The organism is Paracandidimonas soli (assembly GCF_004342005.1).
GTDB classification, from domain to species: domain Bacteria; phylum Pseudomonadota; class Gammaproteobacteria; order Burkholderiales; family Burkholderiaceae_B; genus Paracandidimonas; species Paracandidimonas soli.
In genome coordinates this window covers 56,928-71,324 of sequence record NZ_SMBX01000003.1, presented here as the reverse complement: position 1 = coordinate 71,324, position 14,397 = coordinate 56,928, and the positions used below count along the sequence as shown (strand labels likewise).

Annotated in this window: 16 protein-coding genes; 15 read left to right on the top strand and 1 reads right to left on the bottom strand. The window is 59.5% G+C overall.

Annotation, left to right across the window (positions count from 1 at the left end; genetic code table 11):
• The first annotated feature begins 10 nt into the window (after positions 1-10).
• From EV686_RS07280 to EV686_RS07270, 3 genes are all read left to right on the top strand, one after another.
• Complete coding sequence (locus tag EV686_RS07280; protein WP_132475059.1) at positions 11-2,455, top strand: VirB4 family type IV secretion/conjugal transfer ATPase; 2,445 nt, start codon at positions 11-13, stop codon at positions 2,453-2,455.
• A 9-nt stretch (positions 2,456-2,464) separates the two neighbouring features.
• Positions 2,465-3,010, top strand: coding sequence for a hypothetical protein (locus EV686_RS07275; protein ID WP_132475057.1), 546 nt, complete (start codon positions 2,465-2,467; stop codon positions 3,008-3,010).
• A gap of 191 nt (positions 3,011-3,201) precedes the next feature.
• Positions 3,202-3,582, top strand: a complete 381-nt coding sequence (locus tag EV686_RS07270; protein ID WP_132475055.1) for a twin-arginine translocation signal domain-containing protein — start codon at positions 3,202-3,204, stop codon at positions 3,580-3,582.
• Positions 3,583-3,720: 138 nt separating this feature from the next.
• On the opposite strand, the gene EV686_RS07265 is transcribed toward EV686_RS07270, so the two are convergent.
• Positions 3,721-5,019: a hypothetical protein gene (locus tag EV686_RS07265; RefSeq protein WP_132475053.1), complete on the bottom strand. Its 1,299-nt coding sequence runs from the start codon at positions 5,017-5,019 to the stop codon at positions 3,721-3,723.
• 206 nt (positions 5,020-5,225) lie between these two features.
• Between EV686_RS07265 and EV686_RS07260 the strand changes: the two genes are divergently transcribed.
• The 12 genes from EV686_RS07260 to EV686_RS07205 all read left to right on the top strand — a co-directional run bounded on the left by EV686_RS07260 (position 5,226) and on the right by EV686_RS07205 (position 14,393).
• Complete coding sequence (locus EV686_RS07260; protein ID WP_132475051.1) at positions 5,226-5,930, top strand: TrbJ/VirB5 family protein; 705 nt, start codon at positions 5,226-5,228, stop codon at positions 5,928-5,930.
• A gap of 74 nt (positions 5,931-6,004) precedes the next feature.
• On the top strand, positions 6,005-6,892 hold the full coding sequence (locus EV686_RS07255) for a TrbL/VirB6 family protein (protein WP_243650788.1): 888 nt from the start codon (positions 6,005-6,007) through the stop codon (positions 6,890-6,892).
• A 77-nt stretch (positions 6,893-6,969) separates the two neighbouring features.
• The gene (locus EV686_RS07250; RefSeq protein WP_026483152.1) at positions 6,970-7,107 is read left to right on the top strand and encodes a hypothetical protein; all 138 of its coding nucleotides are present in this window, start codon (positions 6,970-6,972) and stop codon (positions 7,105-7,107) included.
• Between the two features lie 3 nt (positions 7,108-7,110).
• Positions 7,111-7,797 (top strand): VirB8 family type IV secretion system protein, encoded by a 687-nt coding sequence (locus tag EV686_RS07245; protein WP_132475047.1) that lies wholly within the window; start codon positions 7,111-7,113, stop codon positions 7,795-7,797.
• A gap of 25 nt (positions 7,798-7,822) precedes the next feature.
• Entirely contained in the window at positions 7,823-8,674 is an 852-nt protein-coding gene (locus tag EV686_RS07240; protein WP_132475046.1) for a TrbG/VirB9 family P-type conjugative transfer protein, read from the top strand.
• Positions 8,675-8,685: 11 nt separating this feature from the next.
• Positions 8,686-9,795 (top strand): type IV secretion system protein VirB10, encoded by a 1,110-nt coding sequence (gene virB10 / locus EV686_RS07235; RefSeq protein WP_243650787.1) that lies wholly within the window; start codon positions 8,686-8,688, stop codon positions 9,793-9,795.
• Positions 9,767-10,792: a P-type DNA transfer ATPase VirB11 gene (gene virB11 / locus EV686_RS07230; protein ID WP_132475042.1), complete on the top strand. Its 1,026-nt coding sequence runs from the start codon at positions 9,767-9,769 to the stop codon at positions 10,790-10,792. The genes virB10 and virB11 overlap by 29 nt, the downstream gene beginning before the upstream one ends.
• A 131-nt stretch (positions 10,793-10,923) precedes the next feature.
• Positions 10,924-11,841, top strand: a complete 918-nt coding sequence (locus EV686_RS07225; RefSeq protein WP_132475041.1) for a TrfA — start codon at positions 10,924-10,926, stop codon at positions 11,839-11,841.
• A 449-nt stretch (positions 11,842-12,290) separates the two neighbouring features.
• A complete protein-coding gene (locus EV686_RS07220) occupies positions 12,291-12,749 on the top strand; it encodes a hypothetical protein (RefSeq protein WP_132475039.1) in 459 nt (152 codons plus the stop codon).
• A 28-nt stretch (positions 12,750-12,777) separates the two neighbouring features.
• A complete protein-coding gene (locus EV686_RS07215; RefSeq protein ID WP_132475037.1) occupies positions 12,778-13,248 on the top strand; it encodes a hypothetical protein in 471 nt (156 codons plus the stop codon).
• Positions 13,245-13,952: a StbB family protein gene (gene stbB / locus EV686_RS07210; RefSeq protein ID WP_132475035.1), complete on the top strand. Its 708-nt coding sequence runs from the start codon at positions 13,245-13,247 to the stop codon at positions 13,950-13,952. Before EV686_RS07215 ends, stbB begins: the two co-directional genes overlap by 4 nt.
• A gap of 6 nt (positions 13,953-13,958) precedes the next feature.
• Entirely contained in the window at positions 13,959-14,393 is a 435-nt protein-coding gene (locus EV686_RS07205; RefSeq protein WP_132475033.1) for a hypothetical protein, read from the top strand.
• The last annotated feature ends 4 nt before the right edge of the window (positions 14,394-14,397 follow it).

The window sequence follows — 14,397 nt, the reverse complement described above, 5'->3', positions numbered from 1 at the left end:
GGACGCCACCATGACTGCTGCAGCCACTCTTGCCGTGGATGAACGGCGGGTTTCGCGCTATCTGCCCTACTCCCACCATGCCACGGATCAGATCATCGCTTGCGATAACCATGAGTACCTGGCCGTCATCAAGGTGGCGGGGCGCGCACCGGATGCCTACGCACAGGAAGAACTGAAGGAATGGATTGAAGCCCTGCATAACGTGCTGCGCGGCCTGCCCATGGGGTCGGTCGGCTTCTATTCCCACATCATCCGCCGCCGCGTCACCGAATACCCGGAAAGCGCCTTCAACCAACCCTTCGCCTCCCGGTTCGACGCGGCCTATCGCGCCACCTTCGACGCAAGCGGCCTGATGATGAATGACCTGCACCTGTCAGTGCTGATTCACCCGGTCGAGGATCCGATACTTGGCACCTTCGCCAGCTTGGAAAAGGCTGACAGCCAGCGCATCGCGCACTGGCAGACGGAATCCATCGCCCGCCTGAACGACATTCTGCGCACTCTCAAGGCGGGCCTGTACCGCTACGACCCGCAGACGCTGGGGATTGTGGATCGGAATGGTTTTGCCTTTAGTGAAACCGCTGAGTTCCTGGGCTTTCTGCTTTCAGGGCGGCAGCGGCCTGTACCGGTTTCGCGGGAACGACTACGCGACACCCTGCCCTATGCCCGGCCCATCTTCGGCAAACATGGCGAGCTTGGCGAACTGCGTACTGTGGCAGACTCGCGCATCTTCGGCATGATGGAGCTGCGCGACTACCCGGAAGCCAGCAAGCCCGGCCATCTGGATCGGCTGCTGGGCCTGCCGCATGAGTTTGTACTGACCCAATCCTGGGGCAGCCACACCGGAGCCGCAGCAAAGAAGCTGGTGAAGCGCCATCAAAAGCTGCTGGTAGATTCCGGCGATGATGCCGGCAGCCAGGTGGCCCAACTGACCCAGGCCATGGATGACCTTACCTCTGGCCGCCTTGGTCTGGGTGACCACCACGCTACCTTGCTCATTTATGGCGACACGGCGGAAGGCGTGCGCCAGGCACTGGCGCATACAGCCACCGCCCTGGCCGAAGAAGCCATCGGCTTCAGGCCATTGGAAAAAGCCCTGGAAGCTGGCTTCTGGGCGCAACTGCCCGGCAACTGGCACTGGCGTCCGCGCCCTGTGCCGGTCACGTCGCTCAACTTCCTGTGCTTCTCCAGTCTGCATAACCAGCTGACCGGTAAGCCCGCAGGCAACCCTTGGGGGCCAGCCGTGACGATGTTAAAGACACAGACCGGCAGCCCGTTCTTCTTCAACTTCCATGCTTCGGTGGAAGACCTGGACGAAACGGGCAAGCGACGCCCGGGCAACACCATGATTATCGGCATGACCGGCACCGGAAAAACCGTGCTGCAGGGCATGCTGCTCACCCAGGCACAGAAGTTCGGTGCTACGTGTGTGGTGTGGGACAAAGACCAGGGTATGCAGGTACTCATCATGGCGCTGGGAGGGCGATACTTCAATATCCGCCTTGGCGAAGCGACCGGCTGGAACCCATTTCAGATGGAACCCACGAAAGGCAACGTCGCCTTTATGGTGCGACTGGTTGTATTTCTGGCGGAACGCCGGGGTGAAACAGTCACCACCCGACAACATGCCGACATTACCCAAGCCGTACAGCAGCTGACCACACTGATCGACCGCGAAGCCCGCACGCTGTCCACCTTGAACACCTTGTTGCCCAACCCTTATAGCGAGGATGACAGCACCAGCACCATTCATGCACGCCTGGCACCGTGGTGCCGGGGCGGTGAATATGGCTGGGTGTTCGACAACCCGGCAGATCAGCTGAGCCTCGCAACGGATGACGGCAAACCGGCCATCTTTGGCTTTGACCTTACCGAACTGCTGGACGATGACGCGGTACGCGGCGCGGCCACCATGTATTTGAAGCACCGCATCGACGCCCTGCATGATGGCCGGCGCATCATCAACTTGTACGACGAATGTCAGCACGCCCTGAAAGATAAGCACTTCCAGGATGACATGCAGGACGCCAGCCGCACCATCCGCAAGAAAAATGGGGTACTCGCCTTCGCTACACAGGAACCGGGTGCCATCACCGAAAACCCGGTTGGCCCCTCACTGGTTCAGCAGACAGCCACGTTGATTCTGCTACCCAACCCTAGGGCTAAGGCCCGCGATTACATCGAAGGCTTCGGCCTCACCCCCGCTGAATTCGAGCTACTGAAAACGCTGGGCGAGGCCAGCCGCAAGTTCCTCGTCAAGCAAGGCTCCAGCGTCACGGTAGCCCAGCTGGAACTCTCCGGCTGCGAAGACGAATTGCTGGTGTTCTCCGGCAGCCCCGACATGGCAGAGATTGCGGAGCAGGCAGTCGCCCAGGCCGGGCCTGACCCAGCGAACTGGCTACCCGTTTATCTGGATGCGGTTCGCCAAGGCCGCATCGTTCCGGCCACTTCATAGGAATGCCCCATGAAACACAACGCCAACGAACGTGCGAAGCAGCAGGCGCTGGATGAAGAGCGGCGCCAGATACAGGTTCGTGATGATCTGCAGACGGCCAAAGATCAGGACTTCTACACGCGGTTGAGCCTGCACGGCCCGGACGCAGACACCCCGGAAGACACTTTCCTGATCTCGGTCTACAGCGAACACTGGACGCATGAAAACCTGGAAGCCGGGGAAACCAACACCCGTGACATCGAGCTTGACCGGGTGACGGTGGACGCTGACGACCTCGAACGACACAGCCAGGATTACGGCGTGACCGAACCGTCATGCAGCGACCCGCGCCAGAGTCCTGATATCTGGTTTTCCTCCACCTACCCGCGCCAGGATCGTGCCTATTTTGAGCAAGGTGTGCAAAAGTATTACAGCCTGCACGTTCATGAAGTGAATGGGCAGCGCCCCACCCCGGAGGATTATCAGCGGGTGGCCGACCTAATCGGCGCGCGCTTCGACCATGCGCTAAGGCTGTCCCCACGGCATGAACAGGAGGGACCAGACCTGTGCCTGTGAACCTTCCCAACCTCCAAACTCAGCCCTCTGCCGATGAGATAGCCGGCATGGCCTGGTGGAACAATCAGAAACAAGACGAACGTGCTGCCTGGCTTACAACTGCCGGACACGCTTGCAGCGTGGCCGACGCCTGGGCAGCGTACAAACGCAGCCAGGGAATTACTGATAACCGACCACCATAGGAACACCCAATGAATCGAAGACATTTCATCGCCGCTTCCGGAGCCACTGCCCTGCTAAGCATCCTGGCGGGATGCAAGACCGAACCGAAGGGCGAGAAATTCATCGGCCATTGGTTCTCGGATAACGGTCGCTACCCACCAACCCTGGTCCACATTGAACGGAACGACGACACGTTCCTGTTCACAGAAACAGCATGGAACAACTTCGGCAAAGTTGGATACCGGTCCAATACCGTGCCGGCCACACTAAACGGCGCGGACAACATCCTGGTTGTGGGCGACAGCGCACAGATTGCCTACAAGGAAGCTGACGATGAAATTGTCTCGAACAACCTAAAAGCCCGACGTATTTCAGAGACCGAATACCAAGCCGCCATTTCCAAGCGGTAAGTCGTAAAAGCCTGGATTTAATCTGGATTCATCGACTTATGAGAGGCAGAGCACTACCCATAGTGAAAGTTGATCGTATGGCTAGCGAAACATGCCCTCCGTGACAGCAACGAATTTTTCGCAGACGAACCCAAGGAATCATTCCGCGAAATTTTTCGCATTGACTCTGATAATCGCAAGCAGCCGAAGTGAAGTAAATAACAACAAACCAGCCAGAGAAACGAAGAGAGGGATAAGCGTAAGCGCCCAATAGTCTTTACTGATCCACCCTGGACTCGGAGCCAACGGAAAATCGAAAGCCAAAATGCCAGAGATCGTTACTATTCGATCAAAAATCACCACCCCCAGTTCCTGAGATTCAACAAAGAAATATGTGATCAACAGCGCTGAAACGAACGGCGCCAAAGCGAACAGAGATGCCATCACTTCTGCTACGGGAAGCTGTACGTCAAACGGGAACCAAGTTGAATCGCGTCTAACTGTCGGGGCGATTCGGCGAACACGGCGCCACAGCTCCCACGCAACGATGAAAATTACTATCGGCCCAAATCGGATGATCGTTGTATGCGTTGCGTTTATACCTATAAAACCGGTCCGTGCCTCTACTTCTTCGTAGAGCCGAGATACTGCAGTTTCTAATTCATCGGCACTGTAATAAACCCCCCGTCTCTCCGCTGCGTAGCGCAAGATAGCATGTCGTAGCGCTTGAACGTGGATCAACACAAACGGCTCGTTAACTTCCAAGTACTCCTGCACAAGCATCGGAAGCAGCCCCTTAATCTCTTCGGTTTCTTCTATAACGAATAGCTCCGCAGGTGTCGGCGGTCTTAGATATGGGAATGAATCTTGAAATGATTTGGGAATCCCCACAAGAATCTGGTTTTTTTTATCCTTAAAAATCCAAGCATGAAAATCTTGACCATACCCGACGCCACAGCGTCCAAAGCTGACTAAACGAGAATCCTCACTAGAAATTTTGTGTAGGCCGCCTGCTATATAACTACTGGCGCCATAGAACTCCACTCCCTTCTTAGCTTCAACCACTGAGACTTTGCAAGTGGCAGCTGGAGCAAATCTCATCGAAACCTCATAGATTCCTGCATTTTGAATTGACCCATCCCCGAATTTCTCTGGAAGAATAAATTCATTTTCGGCAACTTCGGCCCTCGCGCGGGCGTGGAATTTTGTCAGATCCAGACGAAGCATCTCTCTGTGTGGCGCCCCCCCTTCAGCAAGAACAATCAATGCATGGATAATACTCATAGACCTAAGATTATCCATCGCCTGATTTCTGTCAATTTTACTCATCCCCGCGAAAACATAGATGATTGTCATTGTTATCAGGATGTAGAAAAGCCTGGCGCTCGAGGAGATGGCTTCTTTCTCAAAATCGCCATCGACGATTCTCTCTGGAGTCCGTTTTTCATTGATTTTCATAAGAAAATAATCTCAAATTCGGGAGGAAGATTAAGCTTAGAAAAACCATCAGTAAGACGGGCTACTAAATGTGGTCGAAATGACGGCTTTTGGCCGAAGAATCATACTCAACTGGCAGTGTTTTACGCATCTAACCGCTTCGTCTGAAGCGCCACCCCATCCGGCGACTTAGCACGCCGCCCCCCGTTCCCCCCCGGAGTTCTCCCATGACACGCTACAAGCACCTTGCGGCGGGCATTGCCCTGGCCGCTGTTTTCATGAATCCTGCCTGCGCCAGCGGCATCCCTACGGTCGATGCTGCAACCATAGCCCAGTTGCAAGAACAGCTGCTGACCGCCCGCGACCAGCTTAAGAACCTGACGGATCAACTGGCAACAGCCAGGGAGCAGCTTGCCGCATTCACGCAGTCCAGCGGCTACGGTGTCATTCCCAATGATTACGCCATCCGCGACCAGCTTCGCGCTGCGCTGCCGTCCAACGCCCAGGACCTGCTGAACCGTTCTGGCAGCTCAGGCTTGAACGGGGATGTTTCCCGCATCACGGATGATGTCCTGGCCCCGGTGAATTTCGCCGAAGACCGACAAGAGCTATCCAAGCGGTCGCTGAACATTGAGGCCACCGCGAAAGCCATGAGTGAACGGGCCTACGATTCGATGACTCAGCGGCTGGCCAACGTCGATGCCCTGCAGGATCAGATCAATCAAACGACAAACCCCAAGGAAATTGCTGAACTGCAGGCGCGGATTCAGATTGAGCAAGCGAATATCTCAGCCGAACAGACCCGCATTCAGCTTGCCGCACAGCAACTGGATGCGGAACGACAACTGCTGCAGGCCCGGGCTGAACGTGTCTATGGCGGATGGTTTGGGAACAAGCCAGCGTCAGACTCATCCCCCGGCGCAGCTGAATAGGCAGGCACACCATGGCCAGCCTCACTCCATCCGTCGCAGCACCCACCACGCCAAGCAACATAGCTGAATGGGTCATGACGCAAACCGAAGGCATCCTCAGCGATGCTGTCAACGGGCCGATGCAGGCACTGTTCGAAGCACTCATGCCGGTCATCGTAGTGAGCCTGACTCTGCAATTCGTTGTGTATGCGTTTGCACTCATGCACGGTCAAAGCAATATGACCGTCACAGAGTTCTTCCGCAAGGCCATTCTCGTGGCGATTGTGTCTATGATCTTTGGGGCAGGCGGCCTGTATCAGAACGACATCGCCAAAACCATGATCGCACTGCCTGACGATGTCACACAGCTCGCGCTCGGCACGGGCAACGTGGCGGCAGAAGTCGATAAGCTTCAGAACGAGACCAGTGAGGCATCCAATGCCATGCTGGGTTCCAGCGACCGGCCCTGGTACAACTTCATGCCTTCCACCAGGGAAGTGCTGGTCAGCATCCTGGCGACACTATTACGGATCAATGCGGCCGTCGTAGGCAGCATCATCATGGTCATTGTGGTGGTCTGCAAAGTCGGCATGGCACTGGTGGTTGCAGCAGGGCCGCTCTTCATCGCCGCGACATTGTTCGAGCCAACAAAACCTCTCTTCAATAACTGGGTTTCACAGGCATTGAACTTTGTCTTCCTCGCCTTGCTTGCGGGCCTGGTCTTCGGCCTTATCCTGCAGCTCAACATCCAGCTGATCCGCATGATAGCTGACCAAATAGAAACAGGGATGGCCGATGTGCTTTCGCTGTTCGGAGCTCAAGTTCTGGTCGGAGCCGCAAGCCTCGTCATCATGATTCTGATCCCCGGCCTTGCCGCCGGCCTCTCCAACGGCTTCGGCGCTCAACTCGGTGTCGGCTCCGCCGCCCGGGGCGCGTTCTCTGTTCTACGTCTGCGCAGCATGCTGCGCCTGCGCGCCAAGTAAGCCTTTCCCCACCCGCTGCCCAAGCGGGGCCATCACACCCTTCCTTCTGCCCACGCGGCAGCACAGGAGCCCATTCCATGCAAAAACTCATTGCCGCCCTGGCGCTGGCCGGGCTGCTGGCCGGCTGCGCCTTTCATGCGCCCCAACCCCCACAGCCTGCTGACGGGCCGCGTGTGCCGGTGAACGCCAGCGCACCGATTTTCAAAGGAGTCTGAACTGTGGCAGAACCTCTCAAGTCTGAAGATGTCGCTGCCTGGCTGGAGCAATCACGCGGCCTGGAGCGCGACCACCTGGGCGAACTGGTCACCAGCCGCAAGCGCGCCTGGCAGGTTGCGATGGGCGCGGGGCTGATCGCCTTTGCCGCTGTCGCTGCCGTGGCGGGATTGACGCCCCTGAAGCAGCCGCCCGAAATGTATGTAGTGCGCGTGGATAACGCCACCGGCAGCATCGAGCATGTCAGCACCCTGGGTGAACCGATGGAAGACTACGGCCAGCGCATCGCCAAGTATTTCCTGAACACCTACGTGCTGAATTGCGAAGGCTACAGCTGGCAGACCATCCAGGAGCAATTCGACACCTGCGCCCTGCTGTCCTCGCCATCCATTCAAGTGCAGTACGGCAAGCGTTTTGAAGGGTCGGATGCCGTGACTACGCGGCTTGGCACCCTGGGTACGGTGGATGTTCAGGTTCATTCCATCACTCTGGGCGCCAATCAGGCAGCCATTGTCCGTTTCACCAGAACGGAACGTGAAGTCTCTACCGGCAACATCACCAGGACGCGGCACCTGATTGCCACCATGGCCTACCAGTACGCCGACGTTCCCCTCACCGAAGCCGTCGCCCGTCGCAACCCGCTGGGCTTTCAGGTTGTTCGCTACGACCTGGCTGCCGACCTGTCGCGCTGACCCCCCCGGATCAGAAGGAACCCCCATGTTTGAACTCTTCCCACGCAGGCGGGCGGTGGCGCTGCTGCTGTGCCTGGCCCTGCCGGCCAGCGCCTGGGCGCTGGAGACGCCCCGCGCTTCACGGCTCGACCATCGGGTGCGCTATGTCAACTATGACCCGGCCAACGTGATCCAGCTGGATGCGGTGATCGGTGTCGCCACCCACATCCAGCTGGAACCCGGCGAAACCTACCAGTATCACGTCTTTGGCGACAGTCAGGCTTACGCCTTCACGTACAAGAACCACCACCTGTTCTTCAAGCCCACCGCCGAAGACGCCGACACCAACCTCATTGTCATCACCGACCGGCGCGAATACAGCTTCCGGCTGTCTTACAGCCACGACCGCGGCTCACCGGCCCTTTACAAGCTGGTGATGCGCTACCCGGAAGTAGAAGCCCGCATGAAGGCACAGGCCGCCCGGAAGGCAGCGGTTGAGCGCTCGTTACAGGCATCCGCCGGCACGATGAACTGGCAGGCGTACACGCGCAGTGGCGACGCCAGCCTCGCGCCCGTTCACGCCTGGGATGATGGCCGCCATACCTGGCTGCAATTTCCTCCGGAAACCGACATGCCCACGGTATACCGCGTGACCCCTGACGGCCAGGAAGTCATCACCAACTATCACATGGCCGATGAACGCACGATGGTGCTGCATCGCACCTCGCCACGCTGGCATCTGCGCCTGGGCAACCAGGTGCTGGCCATCCATAACGAAGCCTTCGGCCTGATCCCTGTACCCGCCCACACCGGCACAGCTTCCCCCGCTGTCCGGCGCACAGTGAAAGGCGCGGCAGCGCCTGTACCGACGCTGCGGATTCGGGAGATTACGCCATGAAGGAACAGCCCATGAACGACACCGATCCGCAGCAGGGCCAGACCCCCACGGCTGGCCTGGAGCGCGAAGCCCTGAACCTGGAAACCGCCGGGCGCAGCGCCCCACGCGGCGCACGCGCTTTTCTGTGGCTCACCATCCTGGTGGCCATTGCCGTGGCCATCGGCGTGCTGCTGAAAGTCTGGAGCCGGGAACCAGCGCCTGCCAGCGACAGCGGCCTGGAAGCCGATCAAAGCGGAATCACCAACCGGCTCAAGCCGCCCAGGGTGGAGCGACCTTCGCCACCCAAGCCTTTGCCTCCCCTGGCACCTCAGCCGGTCCCTGCGCCCGCCTATGTCCTTCCACCATCGACGCCCGCAGCACCGCCGCCTGTCGATGAAGTGGCACAGCGGCGGCTGGCCAGCCCGCTGCAGGCGGGCGGCGCAGACGGGGGCAGCGCAAGCGGCAGCCAAGCCAGCGCCCCAAACGGCCCTTACAGCGACGCCGGCCCGCTGGCCGACAAGCTGCGGCCCCTGGAGCTGGCACCCTCCGTGGCCGGCCTGCTGGGGGATCGCAACTTTCTGCTTACCCAAGGCACCATGATCGACTGCACGCTGCAAACCAAGCTGGTCAGCACCCAGCCGGGGCTGCTCACCTGCCTGGCCACGCACGATGTTATGAGCGCCAACGGCAAGGTCAAGCTGATCGACGCCGGCACCAAGTTCACCGGCTATCAGTCCGGCGGCATCCAGCAGGGCCAGGCACGCACCTTTGTCACCTGGAACCGGCTGGAAACCCCCGCTGGTGTCATCGTTGAGTTGGCCTCACCCGGCACCGGCCCCCTGGGGGAAGCCGGGCTGGACGGCCATGTCGACAACCATTTCTGGGAGCGCTTCGGCAACGCCATTCTGCTATCCCTGGTGGGCGACTTCGGCAACTGGGCATCGAACCAGGGCCAGTCGGGCGACAACAACATCCGCTTTGACAACACCGCCCAGGGCGGGCAGGAAGCCATCGCCAAGATTCTGGAAAAGTCTTTGGACATACCTCCTACTCTTTACAAGAACCAGGGCGAACGCATCGGCATCATGGTCGCCCGTGATCTGGATTTCAGCCATGTCTACGACCTTGAACTTACCCCTTGAAGTGGTCCCTTTTGATCGCGGCATTTCAGTGCGGACCTTTCTGCGGCCGTTGGCCCAACATCTGCAGGACCCGAAAGTCACAGAGATCGCCATTGTGCGCGAAGGCCATCTGTACGCTCGCACAGACGGACATTGGCTGTCACACGACTGCGAGGAACTGAGCTACCCGCAGCTCGAAGCGCTGGCGACGGCCCTGGCAGCCTACAACCACATGGCGCGCAGCCCCATCATGTCGGTGGTACTGCCCGATGGGGAGCGCGGCCAGATCATTCTGCCGCCGGCCTGCATAGACGACACCCTCGCCATCAACATCCGTAAACACGCCACGGAAACTTTCTACCTGAAGCAGCTGGCGTCCGGCGGGGCTTTCAAGGCCACTATGGATGCCACCGCCAAATATGGTGCTGACGGTCTGTCGAAACTCGATCAGCGACTGCTGATACTGAAGAACAGGGGAGACTATTTCGAGTTTTTGGTGGACTCCGTCCGCGCGCGCAAGAACGTGGTGATTTCGGGTGCAACAGGGTCAGGAAAAACCACTTTTGCCCGATCCCTCATGAATGAAATACCCGTCCATGAACGCCTTATCACCATTGAAGACGTGCATGAACTGATCCTGCCCTGGCATGAAAACCGCGTTCACATGATGTACGGCGGCACACGGGGCCGCGTGTCCGCCACCGACTGCCTGGCCGCCTGCATGCGCCTGTCGCCCGACCGAATTTTTCTGGCAGAGTTGCGCGGCCCCGAAACATGGGACTATCTGGCCGCGCTGAACACCGGCCACCCGGGATCCGTCACCACCACACACGCCAACAGCGCAATCGACGCCTTTGACCGGCTGGCCATCCTTACCAAGCAGTCCCCCACTGGTGGCAATCTGGACTTACCCACGATTCAGACCTTTCTGCAGCAGACCGTGGACATTGTTGTGCATGTCGATAAATTCCGTGTGCAAGAAATCTGGTTTGATCCCCGGCGCCACGTCGTCGCCTGAGTTCCTGCAACAGCGCCACTTCTACCCTATTCGACCCGGCAGCCTGCCGGGTCACAACCCACCCCGAACCCGTGTGAGGCGCTGCACACATTCCGGGCGGCCCTTGCATGGGTTCGCCCGGAGCATCCTCAATGACCACGCCCACCCGCACGCCTTTTCACAAGGATGCCAACCTGCAGCGGCTGTCAGCTGCCATGCAGCGCGCTATGCAGAAAGCTTCACAGGCCATGGCTGACGCCGCAGAGAAACAGGCCACCACCCCGACACCGTTCATGCTGCCCGGCATGAACGAGACCGTCCGGGCCATTCCCAACTACATCGCCCGTAGCGCCATCTTTGCCCCGGTACGCCGGGGTTGGCGTCCTCTGCACGATGAAACCGTATTCCTGGAGGGCAGCCACATCCTGCTGAAAGGCTCGGGCAAGCAACTGAGTGAAGACCATGCCGACATCTGGATGCACGCCATGTATCTGCAAACCACGGCCTTGCTGGGCGAGGCGCCGGTCATAAACCGCGCTGACTTCCTGCGCGGCATGGGCCGGCCTACCGGCGGCAGCGCCTATGAATGGCTGCATGAAGGCATGAAAGACCTGGCTCGCTTCACCCTGTGCATCGAGGCGCGCAGAAAAGACGGCTCGGTGAAATACAGCTATGGCCGTCATCCTTCCACCCGTGTCATTGCCATGATCGGGGGCTTCGATTACCACGACCCCACGGGCAGCTACACCCTGTACGCCGACCCGCGCTGGGCACAGATTTTCGGCAACCGGGAATACGCTCTGGTGGACTGGGCCAAGCGCCTGCAAATGCGCCATGATCTGTCCAAAAGCCTGCAACGGCTGATTGGCACCTCTGCCGACATCCAGCAGAAATACAGCCTGGACATCCTCAAGCAGCGCGCCCAATACACCGGGCGGATGCGGGATTTCCGGGTCACACTGGAGCGCAGCCTGGACGAACTGGAAGCCTTGAAAGTGATTGCAGAACCCCGGATTGAAGCCGCCATTCGCGGCCATGAGCAGGCAGTCTGGACGCGCCTGGATCGGTAGGCTTTCATCGTCATAGCATCGCGCTTCATGCCCGGAAGCAGCCACTTCAGGCCCGATTTCCAGCCTGTGGATAAGTGGCTTTGAGCATCGTCATAGCATCGCGGCGAGCTCGTCATAAGATCGCGGCCTTTCGTCAGAACATCGCGCTTTATCGTCACAGCATCGCGCATGAGTTTTTGAAACCCGCATGAACATTGGCTTTCCAGCCATTGTCGCGCCTTCTACCTTATTTCTACCTTACTTCTACCGAACCGGCCTGTGAATAACTGACGCCGTCAGCCCCTGACGCGCAGCACTGAGCCTGTTCACGCCGGGCCATCTTGCATCGCCACGCTGCACAGCCGCATAGCGGCTGTCGGTCGGCAACGAAGCCAGCACCCGCCCTTTCGGGCAACACCTTCTTTTCACCCCCGTATTGCCCTTTCAATTCACAAGGCAAAGGAGACCCCATGCACTCGACCATCGACACCCGCATGCTCAACATCGCACAGGAAGCCGCCCTGCACGGCATCGGCCCCATGAGCCTGGGCGAAGCGCTGACTGCGGCGCTCATCCTGAATCGCTGTGACTGGCTGCGCGAACGCGGCTACAGCATCGCGGAAGCCCTGGACCGCATCGGCCCGGAATGGACTGCCCGCCTGCGAGAAGTCGAAAGACAGTTCTACGACGACGTTACCCAGGCCCGGCTGCGCTTCACTTTCGAGATTCTTCCCCACCCTGCCGATTCAGGTTGCTTCACGCTGCGCCTGCTTGAAGGCGGCCAGGAAGTCGGCGGCGGTCAGTTCTCGACCCACGGCAAGGTGACACGTTTCACGGATGAACAGTCCGCCTACGACGAAGCGCTGGCCACGGGCCGCTCTTGGCTGGTGGCCAAGCAGGCCGCTGTCTTTCCCGAACTGTCGCAATAAGCGGCGCTCACCCGACCCCTGGAATCCTATGACTGACTCCGCTCCCGTTGCACGCTACCGGGCCGCGCTCGCCGAGCTGGACCCACGCATCAGTATCGCCGCCCGCCTGCGTGCCCTATTCTCCTTGATCGAAGCTGAGTTGGCTGCCGGCGTTCCCCATGCCGCCGTGCTGGATGATCTGGCCGCAGCGGGCCTGACCGTACAGCAAAGCACCTACGCCATCACGCTCTACCGCTGGCGCAAGGCCCAGCGCGCTGCTGCAGCCGGGCCTGCCGCCAAGCCAAAGCCACCTGCTACGCCCACCACAACGCCCTCAGCGCCATCCGCAACCGCCGGGACCCTTGATGCCATTCAGGGGCGGCCCAGCAACATCCAGACGCCCGGCGACCTGCGCAAGATTCGCGATATGCGTGTTGATCTGGAAGCCCTACGCCGCGAAGGCTTGACCAACCGCAGCGCTTCCAGCCCCCCTGACTCCACCAAAAGGAATGAACCATGAAAGTCGCCGTTCTCAACTACACCGGCTCCGTTGGCAAGACAGTTGTTGCTTCCCACCTACTGGCACCCCGCATGAACGGAGCGCAGATATTCGCGGTGGAGTCCACCAACGAAACCGGAGCCGACCTAGGCCTGGACGTGGATCAGCTACGCGGCGAACACTTCGGACGCCTGTTCCGTGAATTGCTCACCCGCGATGACGCCATTGTCGATGTCGGGGCCAGCAATATCGAAGATTTTCTGACCCACATGATGCGCTACGAAGGCGCGCACGAAGAGATGAGCTACTTCGTCCTGCCTGTCATCAACACCGGCAAAGCCCAGCGCGAGACCATCAAAACCGTGGCCGCGCTGGCTGCGCTGGGGGTGGACTCAGACCGGGTACGGATTCTATTCAACCGCGTTGATAGCAACGTGGAAGACGAGTTTCCGTCGATTCTGGCCTATGCCGCCAAGACGGGCGAAGTACAGGCCAATCCGCGCGCCGCCGTCTACGAAAACGAAGTCTTCGAGCTGCTGGCCGATCAGCGCACCACCATTGCCGATGTACTGGCCGACCAGACCGACTACCGCGCCCTATTGCGCGCTGCCGACCCTGACGATCACGCCCGCATCTCGCAGCTGAGCAACCGCCACGCCCTGCGCGCTCTCGCCAAGCCGGTGGACCGGCAGATGAATGCCGCCTTCTCGGCTCTATTCTCGTGATCCAGCATGGACGCCCACACCCCACCCAGCGGCCCCCGTTCAAAACTGGATTTGCTGTACCACGAAGTCCTGGGCGAAGTCGCCGGCCTGGTGGACAGGCTGGAAACCGCCACCCGTACCCTGGATACCGCACAGCAGCAGATGCAGTCCATGAGCGAGGCGCAACAGATGTTGCCCCAGCAACTCGGTCGCCACCTCAGCGCTACGCTTGAAGCAGCTGCCCGGCCTGTGAATCTACAGCTTCAGCAGTCCGTTCAATCCATGCTAAGCGATACCGGCACCCACCTGGATCAGCTGAGCCGGGAATCCGCCCAGTATGCCCGTATCGCCCACCAATCCGCTCGCCGCATGGCGCTCATTGCCCTGGTCGTAGGCGGCACTGCTGGCGTGCTTGGCGGTCTGCTGGCCGGGCTGGCCCTGGGCCAGCTTCTAATTCCTTGAGGGT

Bases quoted from the DNA above. Each gene is read 5' to 3' on its own strand.
- EV686_RS07205 (WP_132475033.1), top strand. From the start codon at position 13,959: ATGGACGCCCACACCCCACCCAGCGGCCCCCGTTCAAAACTGGATTTG.
- virB10 (WP_243650787.1), top strand. From the start codon at position 8,686: ATGAACGACACCGATCCGCAGCAGGGCCAGACCCCCACGGCTGGCCTG.
- stbB (WP_132475035.1), top strand. From the start codon at position 13,245: ATGAAAGTCGCCGTTCTCAACTACACCGGCTCCGTTGGCAAGACAGTT.
- EV686_RS07215 (WP_132475037.1), top strand. From the start codon at position 12,778: ATGACTGACTCCGCTCCCGTTGCACGCTACCGGGCCGCGCTCGCCGAG.
- EV686_RS07260 (WP_132475051.1), top strand. From the start codon at position 5,226: ATGACACGCTACAAGCACCTTGCGGCGGGCATTGCCCTGGCCGCTGTT.
- EV686_RS07250 (WP_026483152.1), top strand. From the start codon at position 6,970: ATGCAAAAACTCATTGCCGCCCTGGCGCTGGCCGGGCTGCTGGCCGGC.
- virB11 (WP_132475042.1), top strand. From the start codon at position 9,767: ATGTCTACGACCTTGAACTTACCCCTTGAAGTGGTCCCTTTTGATCGC.
- EV686_RS07255 (WP_243650788.1), top strand. From the start codon at position 6,005: ATGACGCAAACCGAAGGCATCCTCAGCGATGCTGTCAACGGGCCGATG.
- EV686_RS07240 (WP_132475046.1), top strand. From the start codon at position 7,823: ATGTTTGAACTCTTCCCACGCAGGCGGGCGGTGGCGCTGCTGCTGTGC.
- EV686_RS07220 (WP_132475039.1), top strand. From the start codon at position 12,291: ATGCACTCGACCATCGACACCCGCATGCTCAACATCGCACAGGAAGCC.
- EV686_RS07225 (WP_132475041.1), top strand. From the start codon at position 10,924: ATGACCACGCCCACCCGCACGCCTTTTCACAAGGATGCCAACCTGCAG.
- EV686_RS07280 (WP_132475059.1), top strand. From the start codon at position 11: ATGACTGCTGCAGCCACTCTTGCCGTGGATGAACGGCGGGTTTCGCGC.
- EV686_RS07265 (WP_132475053.1), bottom strand. From the start codon at position 5,019: ATGAAAATCAATGAAAAACGGACTCCAGAGAGAATCGTCGATGGCGAT.
- EV686_RS07270 (WP_132475055.1), top strand. From the start codon at position 3,202: ATGAATCGAAGACATTTCATCGCCGCTTCCGGAGCCACTGCCCTGCTA.
- EV686_RS07275 (WP_132475057.1), top strand. From the start codon at position 2,465: ATGAAACACAACGCCAACGAACGTGCGAAGCAGCAGGCGCTGGATGAA.